Here is a 16,849-nt window from a genome sequence, read left to right as displayed (position 1 = left end):
CCTAGGCTAGAGATGATTACCAGCGGTAGTGGCTGAAGGCCTTGTTGGCTTCGGCCATCTTGTGGGTGTCTTCGCGCTTCTTCACGGCGGACCCACGGGAGTTCACGGCATCGACCAGCTCGCCGGCGAGACGCTCTTCCATGGTGTTCTCGTTCCGCGCCCGGGAGGCGTTGATCAACCAGCGGATCGCCAGGGCTTCGCGGCGCTCGGGGCGCACTTCGACCGGCACCTGGTAGGTGGCGCCACCAACCCGGCGGGAGCGAACCTCGACCGACGGCTTGATGTTGTCGAGGCACTCGTGGAACACCTCCAGCGGCGAGCGCTTGAGCTTGCTTTCAACGCGGTCGAACGCGTTGTAGACGATCTTCTCGGCGGCGGATTTCTTGCCGTCGATCATCAGGTTGTTCATGAACTTGGTCAGAACGCGGTCACCAAACTTGGCGTCCGGCAGAACTTCGCGTTTTTCGGCGGCGTGACGGCGAGACATCTACTCTTCCTCTTACTTCGGACGCTTCGCGCCGTACTTCGAACGGCGTTGCTTACGATCTTTGACGCCCTGGGTATCCAGAACACCGCGCAGGATGTGGTAACGCACACCCGGAAGGTCCTTGACGCGACCACCCCGGATCAGGACCACGGAGTGCTCCTGGAGGTTGTGGCTTTCCCCGGGAATATAGCTGATCACCTCAAACCCGTTGGTCAGGCGCACTTTCGCGACTTTCCGCATGGCCGAGTTCGGCTTCTTCGGCGTGGTCGTGTAGACCCGCGTGCAGACGCCGCGCTTCTGCGGGCAGCTCTCCAGGTGCTGGGACTTGGAGCGTTTTACTTTGGGCTGCCGCGGCTTGCGGATCAGCTGTTGAATCGTTGGCATTCCGGTTCCCCGTTTAGCTCGTCATGACATCGCGCGACGGTCGCGCAGATTACGTATGGCGCCTTGCGCGTCCGCAAAGCACAAAACCGCGGACGGACCCTTCGCGGGACCGACGCGGTGGAATTCCAGAGGATCGGGGCATGGGCCCGGATCGTGACCACTTCAATTGTGATGCCCAAAGGGTCCGCGGACAGACCCCCCGAGTGGCGCGGGGTATAGGGGGAGTCGGAGGGGTTGTCAACAGACCCCGGCGGGCCGCGAGGGCCTTTTGGCGACAGGGGTTAGGCCCGCCGCGCCGCCCGGCGGACCACCTGCTCACGATACAAGGTATACAGCCCCGTCGCCACCACCAGAAGCGCCCCCGCCCAGGTCAGCGCATCGGGCCATTCGCCGAAGACGAAAAATCCCAGCAGCACCGCCCAGACAAGCGCCATGTAGCGAAACGGCGTCACGAAGCCGATCTCGCCGTGGCGCATGGCCAGAGCCGCGAAGATGTAGCCCGAGGCGATGAATACCCCCGCCCCGAACAGAAGGAGCGCCCCGCGCACCGTCACCGGCTGCCACGGTGTCAGCAGTGACAGGACCCCCGAGGAGACCAGCACGAACACCGCCATCACCAACCCCAGAAGCACCGCCGGGATCTCGGGCGAGATCCGGCGCGTGGACAGGTCGCGAAAAGTCACGAAGACCACCGTGAGCAGCACCAGCAGCGCATAGGCGGTGAACCCCGACCCGCCCGGCTGCACGATCAGAAGCACCCCGCAGAACCCCACGACGATCGCCGCCAGCCGCCGCCAGCCCACGGGTTCGCCCAGAAACACCGCACCGGCCAAGGTCAGGGACAGGGGCAGCGCCTGCAACAGGGCGCTGACATTGGCGAAGGGCATGTTCGCCAGGGCGATGAAGAAGGGCACCATGGCGCAGACCTCGGCCGCGCTGCGCAGGCCGATCAGGCGCCGGTCCCTTGGCCCCACGCGCATCCGGTGCGCCCCTGCGCGCCACACCAGCAGCCCCAGGAAGGCCACCGCGATCCAGCTGCGCAGGAAGATCACCTGGAACAGCGGCATCTCTTCGGTGGCCAGCCGGATGAGCGCGTCACCGGTGGTGAAGCTCGCGGTCACCACGAGCATGTAGGCGGCACCGCGCAGGTTGCCGGCGGCGCGGTCGGGAACGGCTGTCAGGGGCATGGGGCGTCACTCGGTTCGAATGCACGAGACCTGCGCCTTCGCCGCGGCTTTGGCAAGGGGCGAAGCCCGGCGCGGGCGTAACGAGAAACCCCCGCGCACGGGGCGCGGGGGCAAGGGTCGTCGGCCATCCGGCTCAGCCGGAGGTTTGGATCAATCGCGGCTCTCGGGCATGGAGATATCCGCCATGTCCCCCCCATCCTCGAACACGTCCTCCGCCATCGGGGCGGCGAGGGCAGCGGCCTCTTCGGCCTCCGCCTGACGCTGCTCGATCACCTTCTGGTCGCGCTCCTGGGCGATGCGGCGCATCTGCTGGGTCGCCCCACCGGTGCCCGCCGGGATCAGGCGGCCCACGATGACGTTTTCCTTCAGGCCGATCAGCTTGTCGCGCTTGCCCATGGTCGAGGCCTCGGTCAGCACCTTGGTCGTCTCCTGGAAGGAGGCTGCCGAGATGAAGGACCGGGTCTGGAGCGAGGCCTTGGTGATCCCCAGGAGGATCGGCTCGCCCTGGGCCGGACGACGACCTTCGGCGATCGCCTTCTCGTTGACCGCCTCGAACTGGAGCTTGTCCACATGCTCGCCCTTCAGAAGCGTGGTTTCCCCGCTGTCGAGGATCTCCCACTTCTGGAGCATCTGGCGCACGATCACCTCGATGTGCTTGTCGTTGATCTTCACGCCCTGCAGGCGGTAGACGTCCTGCACCTCGTTGATCAGGTAGTCCGCCAGCGCCTCGATCCCCATGATCCGCAGGATGTCATGCGGCGCGGGGTTGCCATCCATGATGTAGTCGCCCTTCTGGACGAAATCGCCCTCGGCCACCGGGATGTGCTTGCCCTTGGGCACCATGTATTCCACGGGCTCCATGGTCTCGTCACTGGGCTCGATCGAGATGCGACGCTTGTTCTTGTAGTCGCGCCCGAACCGGACATAGCCGTCGATCTCGGCGATGATGGCGTGATCCTTGGGACGACGGGCCTCGAACAGTTCCGCCACGCGGGGAAGACCCCCGGTGATGTCCTTGGTCTTGGCACCTTCGCGCGGGATCCGCGCCACCACGTCGCCGGCCGAGATCGGCATGCCGTCCTCGATCGACAGGATCGCGTCCACCGACATCGGATAGGTCACCGGGTTGCCCGCGTCGTTGCGCACGGGCTCGCCGGTTTCCGGATCCGCGATCAGAACCTCGGGCTTGAGGTCGCTGCCCTTGGGCGCGGCGCGCCAGTCGGACACGATCTTCTGGGTCATGCCCGTCGCATCGTCGGTCTCTTCGCGCACCGAGATGCCCGAAACGAGATCCGCAAACCGCACCACCCCCGACTTCTCGGCGATGATCGGCAGGGTGTAGGGATCCCATTCGAACAGCTTGTCGCCGCGGCCTACCTTGTCGCCCTCGGCCACATGGACCTTGGTGCCGTAGCCGAGCTTGAAGCTGGCCCGCTCCGCGCCCTCCCCGTCGACGATCAGGAGCTGCATGTTGCGGCCCATGACGATCTTCTCGCCCGAGGTGTTCTCCAGCAGGTTGGCGTTGCGGAAGGCGATCTTGCCCTCCTGCCCGGCCTCCTGGAAGGACTGCTGGCCACCCTGTGCGATCCCGCCGATGTGGAAGGTCCGCATGGTCAGCTGGGTGCCCGGCTCGCCGATGGACTGGGCCGCGATGATGCCGACGGCCTCGCCCACGTTCACCTTGGTGCCGCGCGCCAGATCCCGGCCATAGCACTGGGCGCAGACGCCTTCATCCGCCTCGCAGGTCAGCGGGCTGCGCATCCGCATGGACTGGATGCTGGACTGCTCGATCAGGTCGGCCTTGCGCTCGTCGATCAACTCGCCCTTGGCGACGATCACCTCGCCGCTGGCCGGGTCGACCACGTCCTCGGCCGCCACACGCCCCAGCACCCGTTCACCGAGGGAGGCGACAACCTCCCCGTCGTTCACGGCCGCTTCGGCGGTGATGGCGTTCTCGGTGCCGCAATCGTTCAGCCGCACAATGCAGTCCTGGGCCACGTCCACCAGACGCCGGGTCAGATAACCCGAGTTCGCCGTCTTCAACGCCGTGTCCGCCAGACCCTTCCGGGCCCCGTGGGTGGAGTTGAAGTATTCCAGAACGGTCAGGCCTTCCTTGAAGTTCGAGATGATCGGAGTCTCGATGATCTCGCCCGACGGCTTGGCCATCAGGCCGCGCATCCCGCCGAGCTGCTTCATCTGCGCGGGCGAACCCCGGGCGCCGGAATGGGCCATCATGTAGACCGAGTTCGGCTCCATCTGCTCCTTGGTGTCGGGATCGAACCGGTCGCGGGAGATCTCGTCCATCATCTCGGACGCCACCTCGTCGGAACATTTCGACCACGCATCGACGACCTTGTTGTACTTTTCACCCTGGGTGATCAGGCCATCCATGTATTGCTGTTCGAATTCCTTCACCTGGTCGCGGACACCTTCGACGATGTCCCACTTGGTGTCGGGGATCAGCATGTCGTCCTTGCCGAAGGAAATGCCCGCCTTGAACGCCTCCCGGAAGCCGAGCGTCATGATCTGGTCGCAGAAGATGACCGACTCCTTTTGCCCGCAATAGCGGTAGACGGTGTCGATGACCTGCTGCACCTCTTTCTTGCGCAGGAGCCGGTTGACCAGTTCGAACGGCGCCTTGGCGTTCAGCGGCAGAAGCGCGCCGAGGCGCACGCGCCCGGGCGTGGTCTCGTAACGCTTGTAGATCTCGTTGCCTTCGTCGTCGATCTGCTTGACCCGCGCCTGGATCTTGGAGTGCAGGTGAACGGTGCCCGCGGTCAGCGCATGCTCGACCTCCTCCGGAGAGCCGAAGATCATGCCCTGACCCGGCAGGCCCTCACGCTCCAGCGTGATGTAGTAGAGCCCGAGGATCATGTCCTGGGACGGCACGATGATCGGCGCGCCGTTGGCCGGCGACAGCACGTTGTTCGTGGACATCATCAGGACGCGCGCTTCGAGCTGCGCCTCGAGCGAGAGCGGCACGTGAACCGCCATCTGGTCGCCGTCGAAATCGGCGTTGAACGCCGAGCACACGAGCGGGTGCAGCTGGATCGCCTTGCCTTCGATGAGCACGGGCTCGAACGCCTGGATGCCCAGACGGTGCAGGGTCGGTGCGCGGTTCAGCATCACCGGGTGTTCGCGGATCACCTCGTCGAGGATATCCCACACCTCGGGGCGCTCTTTTTCGACCAGCTTCTTGGCCTGCTTGACCGTGCTGCTCAGGCCCTTGGCCTCGAGCCGCGAGTAGATGAACGGCTTGAACAGCTCCAGCGCCATTTTCTTGGGCAGACCGCATTGATGCAGCTTCAGCTCCGGCCCGGTCACGATGACCGAGCGGCCCGAGAAGTCCACGCGCTTGCCGAGCAGGTTCTGACGGAACCGGCCCTGCTTGCCCTTGAGCATGTCCGACAGCGACTTCAGCGGCCGCTTGTTCGCCCCCGTGATCACCCGGCCGCGACGGCCGTTGTCGAAGAGCGCGTCGACGGATTCCTGCAGCATCCGCTTTTCATTGCGGATGATGATGTCCGGCGCGCGCAGCTCGATGAGCCGCTTGAGGCGGTTGTTGCGGTTGATCACCCGGCGATAGAGGTCGTTGAGGTCCGAGGTCGCGAACCGGCCCCCGTCCAGCGGGACCAGCGGGCGCAGCTCCGGCGGGATCACCGGCACCACGGTCAGAACCATCCATTCCGGACGGTTGCCGGACTCGAGGAAATTCTCGACCAGCTTCAGGCGCTTGATGATCTTCTTGGGCTTCAACTCGCCCGTGGCCTCGGCCAGATCGGCGCGCAGCTGCTCGGCCTCGGTTTCCAGGTCGATCGCCGCCAGCATCTCGCGGATCGCTTCGGCACCGATATTGGCGGTGAAGGCGTCCATGCCGTAGGCGTCCTGGGCATCGAGGAACTCCTCCTCGGTCATCAGCTGACCGTAGGTGAGGTCCGTCAGGCCCGGCTCGATCACCACGTAGTTCTCGAAATAGAGGATCCGTTCGAGATCACGCAGGGTCATGTCCAGCATCGTGCCGATCCGCGACGGCAGCGATTTCAGGAACCAGATATGGGCGACGGGGGCGGCCAGCTCGATATGGCCCATGCGCTCGCGCCGGACCTTCTGCAGCGTGACTTCGACGCCGCATTTCTCGCAGATGACCCCGCGATATTTCATCCGCTTGTACTTGCCGCACAAGCATTCGTAATCCTTGATCGGGCCGAAGATCCGCGCGCAGAACAGGCCGTCACGCTCGGGCTTGAACGTGCGGTAGTTGATCGTCTCGGGCTTCTTGATCTCGCCGAAGGACCACGAGAGGATCCGCTCCGGGCTCGCCAGGGAAACCTTGATCTCGTCGAAGGTCTTGACCGGGGCGACCGGGTTGAACGGGTTGGTTGTCAGTTCCTGGTTCATTCTCAATTCCTTGAATTCGGTCGGAGGGAGGTGCGGGCGCAAATTCCTTGAGCAAGGAATTTGCCAAGAGTTTTAGGTAAAACTCTTGGCGTCGCGCTTATTCCTCGCCCTCCGCATCCAGGAGTTCCATGTTTAGGCCGAGGCCGCGGACTTCCTTCACGAGCACGTTGAAGCTCTCCGGCACGCCGGCCTCGAAGTTGTCCTCGCCCTTGACGATGCTCTCATAGACCTTGGTCCGACCCGCCACGTCGTCCGACTTGACGGTCAGCATCTCCTGCAGGGTATAGGCAGCACCATAGGCTTCGAGCGCCCAGACCTCCATCTCCCCGAAGCGCTGGCCACCGAACTGCGCCTTGCCGCCCAGCGGCTGCTGGGTGACGAGGCTGTAGGGCCCCGTGGAGCGCGCGTGGATCTTGTCGTCCACCAGGTGGTGCAGCTTGAGCAGGTACTTGACCCCGACCGTGACCTGACGCGCGAATTTCTCGCCCGTCCGCCCATCGTAGAGATCGGACTGACCGGAGGTGTCAAAGCCCGCGCGGGTCAGCGCGTCGTTGACATCCGCCTCTTTGGCGCCGTCGAAGACCGGTGTGGCGATCGGCACCCCGCGGGTGACATTGCCCGCCCGCTCCAGCAGGTCGTCCTGGTCGAGCCCGGAAATCGCCTCTTCATAGGCTTCGTCGCCATAGGCCAGGCGCATCGCCTCGCGCACGGGCGTCATGTCGCCGGAGCGCCGGTATTCGCCCAACGCCTCGTCGATCTTCAGCCCCATGCCGCGCGCGGCCCAGCCCATATGGGTCTCCAGGATCTGGCCCACGTTCATCCGCGACGGCACACCCAGCGGGTTGAGCACGAAATCGACCGGGGTGCCATCGGCGAGGAACGGCATGTCCTCCATCGGCACCACTTTCGAGATCACGCCCTTGTTGCCGTGACGCCCGGCCATCTTGTCACCCGGCTGCAGCTTGCGCTTCACCGCGATGAACACCTTGACCATCTTCATCACACCCGGGGGCAGGTCGTCGCCGCGGCGGACCTTTTCGACCTTGTCCTCGAACCGCGCGGTCAGGGCGCGCTTCTGCGCCTCGTATTGCTGGTTCAGGGCCTCGACCATCTGCGCCTCGGCCTCGTCTTCGAGGGCGAGCTGCCACCACTGGCCACGGCTGAGCGTGCCCAGCAGGTCCTCGGTGATCTCGGAGCCGGGTTTGACGCCTTTGGGCCCCTTCACCGCGGTCTTGCCGAGGATCATGTCCTTCAGGCGCGCGTAGATGTTGCGCTCCAGGATGGCCATCTCGTCGTCGCGGTCGCGTGCGAGGCTTTCGACCTCCTCACGCTCGATCTGCAAGGCACGTTCGTCCTTCTCGACGCCGTGACGGTTGAAGACGCGGACTTCCACGACCGTGCCGAAATCCCCCGGCGGCAGGCGCATGGAGGTGTCACGCACATCCGAGGCCTTCTCGCCGAAGATCGCGCGCAGGAGTTTCTCCTCCGGCGTCATCGGGCTTTCGCCCTTGGGGGTGATCTTGCCCACGAGGATATCGCCGGGGCCCACATCGGCGCCGATATAGACGATGCCCGCCTCGTCGAGGTTTCGCAGAGCTTCCTCGCCGACATTCGGGATGTCGCGGGTGATTTCCTCGGGCCCGAGCTTGGTATCGCGGGCGGCGACCTCGAATTCCTCGATATGGATCGAGGTGAAGACGTCGTCGCGCGCCACGCGCTCGGAGATCAGGATCGAGTCCTCGTAGTTGTAGCCGTTCCACGGCATGAAGGCGACGACCACGTTCTTGCCGAGGGCCAGCTCGCCCAGGTCCGTCGAAGGACCGTCCGCAATCACGTCATCCTTGCCGACCTTGTCGCCCACCTTCACCAGCGGACGCTGGTTGATGCAGGTGTTCTGGTTCGAGCGCTGGAACTTGCGCAGACGGTAGATGTCCACGCCGGGATCGCCCGGCTCGAGATCCTCGGTGGCGCGGATCACGATCCGGGTGGCGTCCACCTGGTCGATGAACCCGCCCCGGCGGGCCATGATCGCCGCCCCGGAGTCGCGGGCCACCACGCCCTCGATCCCGGTGCCGACGAAGGGCGCATCGGCCTGCAACAGCGGCACCGCCTGGCGCTGCATGTTGGAGCCCATGAGCGCGCGGTTCGCGTCGTCATTTTCCAGGAACGGAATGAGCGAGGCCGCCACGGACACCAACTGCTTGGGCGACACGTCGATCAGGTCCACGCTCTCGCGCGGGGCCAGCGTATATTCGCCCGACTGGCGGGTGTTGACCATCTCGTTCACGAAGCTGCCACTCTCGTCGAGATTGGCGTTCGCCTGGGCCACCGTGTGCCGCATCTCTTCGGTCGCGGACATGTAGTTCACCTCGTCGGTGACCTTGCCGTCCTCGACCCGGCGATAGGGGGTCTCGATGAAGCCGTACTTGTTCACCCGCGCGAAGGTCGCGAGGCTGTTGATCAGGCCGATATTCGGGCCTTCCGGCGTCTCGATCGGGCACATCCGACCGTAATGGGTCGGGTGCACGTCGCGCACCTCGAAGCCCGCGCGCTCGCGGGTCAGACCGCCCGGCCCGAGCGCCGAGAGGCGCCGCTTGTGCGTGACCTCGGACAGCGGGTTGGTCTGGTCCATGAACTGCGACAGCTGCGAAGAGCCGAAGAATTCCCGCACCGCGGCCGCTGCCGGCTTGGCGTTGATCAGGTCCTGGGGCATGACCGTGTCGATCTCGACCGAGGACATGCGCTCCTTGATCGCGCGCTCCATCCGCAGCAGGCCGACGCGATACTGGTTCTCCATCAACTCGCCGACGGACCGGACCCGGCGGTTGCCGAGATGGTCGATGTCGTCGATATCGCCGCGGCCGTCGCGCAGATCGACCAGCGCCTTGATGCAGGAGACGATGTCTTCCTTGCGCAAGGTGCGCACGGTGTCCTCGGCATCGAGCGCCAGGCGCATGTTCATCTTGACCCGGCCCACGGCCGACAGGTCATAGCGCTCGCTGTCGAAGAACAGCGTGTCGAACAGGGCCGAGGCGGCCTCGACGGTGGGCGGCTCGCCCGGGCGCATGACGCGGTAGATGTCCATGAGCGCGGTGTCGCGGTTCATGTTCTTGTCCGCGGCCAAGGTGTTGCGCATGTAGGCGCCCACGGTGATGTTGTCGATGTCCAGCACCGGGATCTCTTCGATCCCCGCGTCCAGCAGCTCCTTGAGCGTGCCGCCGGTCACCGCGCCATCCTTGTCCACTTCCCAGGTCAGCTCATCGCCGGCCTCGACATAGATCGCGCCGTTTTCCTCGTTGATGATGTCCTTGGCGGCGAACTTGCCGATGATGCCGTCGAAGGGCACCAGGATTTCCGAGACATTGCCTTCGTCGATCAACTGCTTGACCGCGCGCGGCGTCACCTTCTTGCCGGCTTCGGCGATCACTTCGCCGGTGGCCGCGTCGACCACGTCCTGGGTGGGACGGGTGCCGCGAATACGCTCGGGGAAGAACTTGGTGACCCAGCCCTCGCCCTTGCGGTGGGTGTAGGTCACGGTGTCGTAATAGGCATCCATGATGTCCTGCTGATCCATCCCGAGGGAATAGAGCAGCGTGGTCACCGGCAGCTTCCGGCGGCGGTCGATGCGCGCGAAGACCAGGTCCTTGGCGTCGAACTCGAAGTCCAGCCAGGAGCCGCGATAGGGAATGATGCGGCAGGCAAAGAGCAGCTTGCCCGAGGAATGGGTCTTGCCCTTGTCATGGTCGAAGAACACGCCCGGGGAGCGGTGCATCTGGCTCACGATCACACGCTCGGTCCCGTTCACGATGAACGTCCCGTTCGGGGTCATCAGGGGCATGTCGCCCATGAAGACGTCCTGCTCCTTGATGTCCTTGACGGATTTCGCGCCGGTATCCTCGTCCACATCGAACACGATCAGGCGCAGGGTCACCTTCAGCGGCGCGGAATAGGTCATGTCGCGCTGCTGGCATTCCTCGACATCGTATTTCGGCTTCTCGAGCTCGTATTTCACGAACTCCAGGACCGCCGTTTCGTTGAAGTCCTTGATCGGGAAGACCGACTGAAACACGCCCATGATCCCCTCGCCGTCCATGGGCTGGGGCTGGTCGCCGGATTTCAGGAAAAGATCATAGGAGCTCTTCTGCACCTCGATCAGGTTCGGCATCTCCAGGACTTCGCGGATCTTGCCGTAATACTTGCGGAACCGTTTTTGGCCGAGAACGGTTTGAGCCATGCGCGCTATTTCCTCTTGCATCGCAGTGCCGCTGGCCCCGGGAGAAGGCCGGCAGCGCCGGGTCGGATGACGACCGGTCCTATACCTGCGCACCGTCCCACTGGCGCGCGCCCGAACCGGAAACCTCATCTGGGAAAGCCGCTCGCCGGTGCGCGAGCACCCAAGCGGCTTGCCAAGACAGGTTTTGCCGGACCCGGAACAGCTCCCGAACCCAGCGTCGTTTGCCCCCTGCGGGACAGATCATGAAATGCTAGTCAGCCCGACTTGCCCATCGTAGAAAATAGCCGGTGCAACCAAACGCTTGCATTTGCGTGGTGGTTCGGCGACTTTCTGCGAGCGGCAGAGGCAATCTCGAGGGGTCAGGTTCCTCCTGTGGGCCGAAAACACCTAAGAGCGCCCGAATCAGACGCACGCTCAGAAATGGGTATCTAGGTCAGGCACGGCGCAAGTGCAACGGGTGTGCCAAGGAAAATGCGCTCCGGTCCCCTCGCGCTAGTCGCCCGGAAGATTATAGGCTTCCAGCAGCGTCCGGAACGGCAGGCGCTTTGCGCTGTCCGCGACACGCGCAAGCTCGCTTCTCGGGATGACGTCAACATTCTCACGCAGGTCGGGCCAGATATCGGACATATCAGGGCTTCGCATCTGCGGGTCCTCGCTGTAGAGCCTACGTTCGTCATAAGTGTAGGATGGTCCCCCACGGACATCGTTCACCATGATCAGATAGTACCTGCCCGTAACCTCGTAAGGCCCCTGCCAGAGGCCGAACGACGTGCCCAGAACAGGCGGCATAAGAGATGCAGGAAGGGTGCTGGGCCGGACCCATGCGGTTTGGTCGTCCACCGGCCGCCAATCCGGTTGCGGCTCGAACCCTTCTGTCGCCCGGTGTCTGTTTCGAACATAGTCCACCGCATCCAGCGCCGCATCGCGCGTCGGGAAAGCCGAGAGCCTCACGAGGTACTCCACGCGGTCGCCATGCTCTTCGAGATATCGCTTCGAGGACCGCCAAACGAACGGACCATGTCCCACACCGCCCGCCAATGCGGCTTCCGCCAGAAATCGCCGGGTTTCGTTTTCCAGCAGATAAATCAGGTCTTGCGGGGCGTCCGACTGGGTCCGAAGCGCCTCGAGGACCTGCTCGAAGCGCGCCAGCTTGGTCAGTTCGTCGCGCACCCCAAAGAAAGGGGGCGCGTGCCAGATCATGTCCGCCCGCACCACGTGCCAGCCGGACCGGCTTCTCACAGGGTCCGAAACACCACCTGAGTGCAACACCGCCGCCGCGCGCAGGATTGCAGGATCCAATTCCTTTCGCCGCAGCCAGTCCGCCTCGAAGAGAGACGCCTCCGCACCTGCCTCCCGCGCGGCCTCCGCAAAACTCTTGCCCAGGGCAACTCTCTGCGCGAAGGCCTGTGCGGCGTCCCGTTTCGGAAGCGTGGCAACCGTCAAGTCAAACCACGCAAGCCGCCCGTAGGTCTTCAGGTACATGTCAACGAGGTCGTCCTCGGACACCGATATGGCATCAAACCGGGCCCCCAGATACGCCTCCGCGACCTTGGCCTGCCTCAGTCTGATATAATACCCATCTGGGTCGAACCTCGGAGCCATGCGCTCCGCCAGGACCTGTTGATCGATCAGGTGCGCGAGAAGCGCAGGGCGCAACTCCGCCCGGATGTAGTCCCGCGGCAGCCCCCGAAGGAACATCTCGAAATGCCCCTCGGTGATCTCGACCCGATTGACTGTTGCCAGCACATCCCGGCTGAGCGCGGGCGCGGCCGCTAACACGGCAAGCCAGCAAAGAAGTGGTGCGATAATCCGTCTGAACATGTCTGGGCCCGTAATCGGCATCTTGAATAAGCTGATCCTGCAAAAATTTCGCGCACTTGTCACCTGCTGGCCCGAAAAGCCCAAGCAACCGCGCCGGATCGCACGAAAAAAGGGCCGCGGAGACCGCGACCCTTTGATAATTCGGAACAGGTCCGAATTACTTGAGTTCGACCTCGGCGCCAGCTGCTTCCAGCTTGCCCTTGATCTCTTCCGCTTCGGCCTTGTCGACGCCTTCCTTGACGGCTTTGCCGCCGGCTTCGACCAGCTCCTTGGCTTCTTTCAGGCCGAGACCGGTCAGCGCGCGGACCTCTTTGATGACGTTGATCTTCTGGGCGCCAGCGGCCTTCAGGATCACGTCGAATTCGGTCTGCTCTTCGGCAGCCGCGCCAGCGTCGCCGCCAGCAGGACCGGCCATCATCACGGCGCCGCCTGCGGCGGGCTCGATGCCGTACTCATCCTTGAGGATGGTTTTCAGTTCTTGTGCTTCGAGAAGCGTGAGGCCCACGATCTCTTCTGCGAGTTTCTTCAGATCAGCCATTTTACTGTTTTCCGTCTGTATAAGTGTGTTCCAACGCGAGGCATCATCCTCACGCAAATCTCGTATCGCGGATCAGGCCGCTTCGGCCTTTTCCTCGATGGTCGACAGGATGCTTGCGATGTTCGAAGCAGGGGCGCCAATCGCACCGGCGATGTTCGAAGCGGGGGCACCGATGCAGGACGCGATCTGAGCGATAAGCTCTTCGCGCGACGGCATCGAGGCCACGGCTTTCACACCGGCCTGGTCCAGATAGTCCTCGCCCATGGCCCCACCAAGTATCTGGTACTTGCTGTTGTCCTTGGCATACGCGTCCGCAACCTTGGCCGCAGCCACGGGGTCTTCGGAATACGCGAGAACCGTCATACCCGTCAGCAGCTCACCGATCTTTTCGTTCGGTTTGCCCTGCAGGGCGATTTTGGCGAGCCTGTTCTTGGCAACACGCACGGAGCCCCCGGCTTCGCGCATGCGCGCCCGGAAGTCCTGCATCTCGGCAACCGTGAGACCTGCGTAATGGGCAACGACCACAACGCCAGAGCTTTCGAAGATCTGGCCGAGCTCGTCGACCAATTTCTCTTTCTGGGCTCTATCCACAGTTCCACTCCAATTTGGGGGCGCCGCACATGTCGGTGTCCCCGGCTCAGTTGTACCGGATCGCTCCGGCGGTTTTGGTCCAGTAACGGGGGCCAAGACCACCAGGGGCGCTCAACGGTCAGAGCACTCTGGAATGGTAAGACTGATCCCGTCTCAGGCAGGAATTATCGCCATGCAGGCAACCCACCGTCTCGGACGACGAACGGGGCCCGCGAATCCACGCATGCCCCGTCGGGTGCCGGATAGACCGAAACGCGGGCCGCAACAACCCCTGTTCTGCCGCGCGCCGCGGGATCAGCCCACGGGCGACGGCTCCAGCCAGGCGCGCAGAGCGGATCTGCGTTCGATGAAGGGGCGCGCGGGTGTCATCTTGGCCAGTTCCGCCCGCGCCCCCGCCGGAACCGCCCGTGCCGCCGCCGGGAAAAGCAGCAAACTGCGCGCGCCCCAGAACAGGCTTTCGCAGGCCAGCCCCTCCGCCTGCAGGACTTCGTGCTGCGCAAAGAGAAGGTGGTGATAGGAAATGTGACGGGTGGGGCCCGCAACCTCCACCCCCGCACACCCCAGCAGTTTCGCCACGGGCACGAGGCACTCCGCACCATCCGCCCGCGTCAGCAGCACGCGATGCTGCCGCGACAGCCACAAGGGTCGCGCCGGGCATCCCGGCCCCAGCGCCCCCGCCGCGATCCGAACCGGCCGCAGCCTGGCATTGGCGATCTGCTCCGCGAGCGACACCTGCCGCGCCCCGGCCCAAAGCACCGTCTGCACTTCGTGATCCAGTGTCAGCACCTCGTCGCCCGGGCGCAGGGATTCCACCGGAACGGCCCCCTTCGGCGTGACGATCCGCGTGCCCGCCCGGAAGCACGGCAGCGACGCGCCCGCGAAGCCGATGTCATAAACATCCCATCCGCCGCCGGAGCCATCGCCCGATACCTTCACACTGGTGATCGGCACATGGAACTGCAGCACCGCGGCATCCATGGTGGTGTAACTGCCCGTCGCGGTCAGCCCCCCATCCGGATTGATGATCTGATTGCCGCCGAAATTGTGGAACGTCGCCTGCCCCGCCGCGATCATCGCGTTCAGATCCGTGGGCTGGCCATCCACCTCCACCACGTAATCCTCCCCGACATTCGAACTCGAGATGTGGATCGCCGCGTTCTGCACCGCCACGTCGAAGGTCACTTCGACGAAACCGCCGCTTTGCGCCACCTGCGCGCCGTCGTCGATAACCCCCCAATCCATCGTGTTGGCACTGGAGGACACGGTATAGCCCACGCTCTGCCCCGATGGCGTGGTCAGGGTGCCCTGGGCACCATTGCTGTAATCATTGATCTTGTCTTCGAAGACGGACATGGGAGCACTCGTAGGGAACGTCACCGTGATGCCATGCCAGCCCCTAAAGCCCGGTTAATCGCACCCCGGGTCCGGATCGGACCATAGGCGCGCGTAAACATCCCCCGAGTTCGCCGCGTCCGGCAGATCCAGGATCTGCGCCGCCATCGTCGCAGCGTCGACCCACTCCGGCAGATGCAGCGCGTGGCGCTCGCCCAGGCTCAGGTTGAACACGTAGCGGCCCAATCGACCCAACCGCGCAAGGCAGGCCAGCGCCACATCCCGCTGGATCATCGTCACCTCGAACGAAACGCAGGGCAGCGCCACCGAAAGGCCGTTCAGCACCTCCGCCTCATGCCCCTCGACGTCGATCTTGACGAAATCGGGCACGCCATGGGCCGCGATGAGCGCATCTAGGGTGGTCACGGGCACCCGTACCCGATCGTCCCAGACCTGCCCCTCCCAACCGGGTGCACCGCTGGCGGCGGCCGGAAACGCGGGCGCAATCGTCGCGACGGTCGGGTTGGCGGAGTTCAGCAGCAGGTCGACCTCCCCTGCCCGCGCGCCCGCAGCCACCGCATATAGGGTCGCACGCGGACACCGCCCGTAGAGCCGTTGCACGGCCCGGAACGCCATGGGCTGCGGCTCCAATGCCACGACTTGGGCCCCAAGCCGCAGGAAACTGCCCGTCCGGTCCCCGACATGGGCCCCGATGTCGAAAACCAGCCCGCCGGGTGCCACGCATTCCGCGTTCAACCGATCCATACGCAACGTGCGGGCCCGGTCACGGTAATAGATGTCGAAGGAGCGCCGGAGCCCGGCCCGCGCAGGACGGGCCCGATCCGGAAAGGGTGTGCGCATGATCGGTCTTTCCTCGCTGTCGCTGCATCAGCTAGCGAGCCGAACGATCACGTAAAGCCCGGTCAAGGCGCTCATGCGAAAGGGCGGCCCGCAGGCCGCCCTGTCGATCTTCGCGGATCGAGATTGGTCAGGCTTTCCGGCGGCGCCGCGCCCCGTAGAGCCCTGCAAGACCGAGACCCAGCATCCAGGCCGCAGCCGGGAGCGGCACCGGCGCCACGGAGACGAGGTTCTGGCTCAGTTGATCGCCAGTGCCCGTCGTTCCGGATTCGTAGTAGGTGAAGTTGTAGCCCTGCGTCACGACCCCGCCTGCCAGCAACGCGAGGTAGCTGTTCGCAGCCGCTTCGGCATCGTCCTGTGCGCTTCCGGACTTCGATTGGCTGAACGTACCCGCGGTCAGATCGAAGGAGGCATCCGTTTCATACAGCACTTCCCAAAGCGCCAGTTGAAAGCCCGCCGACTGCGCATTGTCGGTGATGTCGACCGAGCTGTACGCCGTCTCGAAGAGACCTTCGACATTCGCCAGGGTCACCGGATCCAGGGCGCCGGTGGTATTGGTGAACGGCGCCGTGGTGGTGTTGTACTGCTGGCCACCGGCCGGGATGGCCAGATCGTTCATGATGTCCAGGCACCACGCCACGAACGCGTTGTCGTCCCCATCCTTGAGCCGGAAGCCGCCCGCCATGGCATTGGCCGTCGGGCTGGCGACGTTCACATGCAGGTTCCCACCGCCGTTGAACGTGTCGCCGTTGTTCTGTTTGAATAGGGTCACTGGGGCAGCTGCCGCGCCGGTCGCCATGAAAGCCGCAAAGGCCAGGGTTGACGCAGCGGCGATGCCCGCTTTTCCAAATACTCGCATTCTCGTTACCTTTCACACTAGTATTAACGAAATAGTTACCATCTTCATTTGCGCGATGCAAGATGTCGCACGAAACGGCCCCCAAGGATCGCGGATGGCAGGTCTTTCAGAACAATGCCTGTAAAGGCGCGGCTTCGTTGCGCGATTGGCGTGAATGGGG

General features: G+C 64.2%; 11 protein-coding genes. All 11 read right to left on the bottom strand.

Annotated elements, in window-relative coordinates; genetic code table 11:
• Nucleotides 1-16: 16 nt before the first annotated feature.
• A complete protein-coding gene (rpsG, locus tag DSHI_RS01355; RefSeq protein ID WP_012176953.1) occupies nucleotides 17-487 on the bottom strand; it encodes a 30S ribosomal protein S7 in 471 nt (156 codons plus the stop codon).
• 12 nt (nucleotides 488-499) lie between these two features.
• On the bottom strand, nucleotides 500-871 hold the full coding sequence (gene rpsL / locus DSHI_RS01350; RefSeq protein WP_008182915.1) for a 30S ribosomal protein S12: 372 nt from the start codon (nucleotides 869-871) through the stop codon (nucleotides 500-502).
• 281 nt (nucleotides 872-1,152) lie between these two features.
• A complete protein-coding gene (locus DSHI_RS01345) occupies nucleotides 1,153-2,058 on the bottom strand; it encodes a DMT family transporter (RefSeq protein ID WP_012176952.1) in 906 nt (301 codons plus the stop codon).
• A gap of 150 nt (nucleotides 2,059-2,208) precedes the next feature.
• Nucleotides 2,209-6,456 (bottom strand): DNA-directed RNA polymerase subunit beta', encoded by a 4,248-nt coding sequence (rpoC, locus tag DSHI_RS01340; RefSeq protein ID WP_012176951.1) that lies wholly within the window; start codon nucleotides 6,454-6,456, stop codon nucleotides 2,209-2,211.
• Nucleotides 6,457-6,553: 97 nt separating this feature from the next.
• The gene (gene rpoB, locus DSHI_RS01335; protein WP_012176950.1) at nucleotides 6,554-10,690 is read right to left on the bottom strand and encodes a DNA-directed RNA polymerase subunit beta; all 4,137 of its coding nucleotides are present in this window, start codon (nucleotides 10,688-10,690) and stop codon (nucleotides 6,554-6,556) included.
• Between the two features lie 492 nt (nucleotides 10,691-11,182).
• Complete coding sequence (locus DSHI_RS01330) at nucleotides 11,183-12,511, bottom strand: peptidyl-prolyl cis-trans isomerase (RefSeq protein ID WP_157865178.1); 1,329 nt, start codon at nucleotides 12,509-12,511, stop codon at nucleotides 11,183-11,185.
• 157 nt (nucleotides 12,512-12,668) lie between these two features.
• Nucleotides 12,669-13,049 (bottom strand): 50S ribosomal protein L7/L12, encoded by a 381-nt coding sequence (gene rplL, locus DSHI_RS01325; protein ID WP_012176948.1) that lies wholly within the window; start codon nucleotides 13,047-13,049, stop codon nucleotides 12,669-12,671.
• Nucleotides 13,050-13,121: 72 nt separating this feature from the next.
• On the bottom strand, nucleotides 13,122-13,640 hold the full coding sequence (gene rplJ, locus DSHI_RS01320) for a 50S ribosomal protein L10 (RefSeq protein WP_012176947.1): 519 nt from the start codon (nucleotides 13,638-13,640) through the stop codon (nucleotides 13,122-13,124).
• 294 nt (nucleotides 13,641-13,934) lie between these two features.
• Nucleotides 13,935-14,993: a Hint domain-containing protein gene (locus DSHI_RS21225; RefSeq protein WP_012176946.1), complete on the bottom strand. Its 1,059-nt coding sequence runs from the start codon at nucleotides 14,991-14,993 to the stop codon at nucleotides 13,935-13,937.
• 54 nt (nucleotides 14,994-15,047) lie between these two features.
• Nucleotides 15,048-15,833: an FkbM family methyltransferase gene (locus DSHI_RS01310; protein WP_012176945.1), complete on the bottom strand. Its 786-nt coding sequence runs from the start codon at nucleotides 15,831-15,833 to the stop codon at nucleotides 15,048-15,050.
• A gap of 127 nt (nucleotides 15,834-15,960) precedes the next feature.
• The gene (locus tag DSHI_RS22680; protein WP_012176944.1) at nucleotides 15,961-16,689 is read right to left on the bottom strand and encodes a VPLPA-CTERM sorting domain-containing protein; all 729 of its coding nucleotides are present in this window, start codon (nucleotides 16,687-16,689) and stop codon (nucleotides 15,961-15,963) included.
• Between the last annotated feature and the right edge of the window lie 160 nt (nucleotides 16,690-16,849).

The sequence above is a fragment of the Dinoroseobacter shibae DFL 12 = DSM 16493 genome (assembly GCF_000018145.1).
Taxonomy (GTDB): Bacteria; Pseudomonadota; Alphaproteobacteria; order Rhodobacterales; family Rhodobacteraceae; genus Dinoroseobacter; species Dinoroseobacter shibae.
This window is presented reverse-complemented; position numbering and strand designations above follow the sequence as displayed.

Bases quoted from the DNA above. Each gene is read 5' to 3' on its own strand.
- rpsG (WP_012176953.1), bottom strand. From the start codon at position 487: ATGTCTCGCCGTCACGCCGCCGAAAAACGCGAAGTTCTGCCGGACGCC.
- rpsL (WP_008182915.1), bottom strand. From the start codon at position 871: ATGCCAACGATTCAACAGCTGATCCGCAAGCCGCGGCAGCCCAAAGTA.
- DSHI_RS01345 (WP_012176952.1), bottom strand. From the start codon at position 2,058: ATGCCCCTGACAGCCGTTCCCGACCGCGCCGCCGGCAACCTGCGCGGT.
- rpoC (WP_012176951.1), bottom strand. From the start codon at position 6,456: ATGAACCAGGAACTGACAACCAACCCGTTCAACCCGGTCGCCCCGGTC.
- rpoB (WP_012176950.1), bottom strand. From the start codon at position 10,690: ATGGCTCAAACCGTTCTCGGCCAAAAACGGTTCCGCAAGTATTACGGC.
- DSHI_RS01330 (WP_157865178.1), bottom strand. From the start codon at position 12,511: ATGTTCAGACGGATTATCGCACCACTTCTTTGCTGGCTTGCCGTGTTA.
- rplL (WP_012176948.1), bottom strand. From the start codon at position 13,049: ATGGCTGATCTGAAGAAACTCGCAGAAGAGATCGTGGGCCTCACGCTT.
- DSHI_RS21225 (WP_012176946.1), bottom strand. From the start codon at position 14,993: ATGTCCGTCTTCGAAGACAAGATCAATGATTACAGCAATGGTGCCCAG.
- DSHI_RS01310 (WP_012176945.1), bottom strand. From the start codon at position 15,833: ATGCGCACACCCTTTCCGGATCGGGCCCGTCCTGCGCGGGCCGGGCTC.
- DSHI_RS22680 (WP_012176944.1), bottom strand. From the start codon at position 16,689: ATGCGAGTATTTGGAAAAGCGGGCATCGCCGCTGCGTCAACCCTGGCC.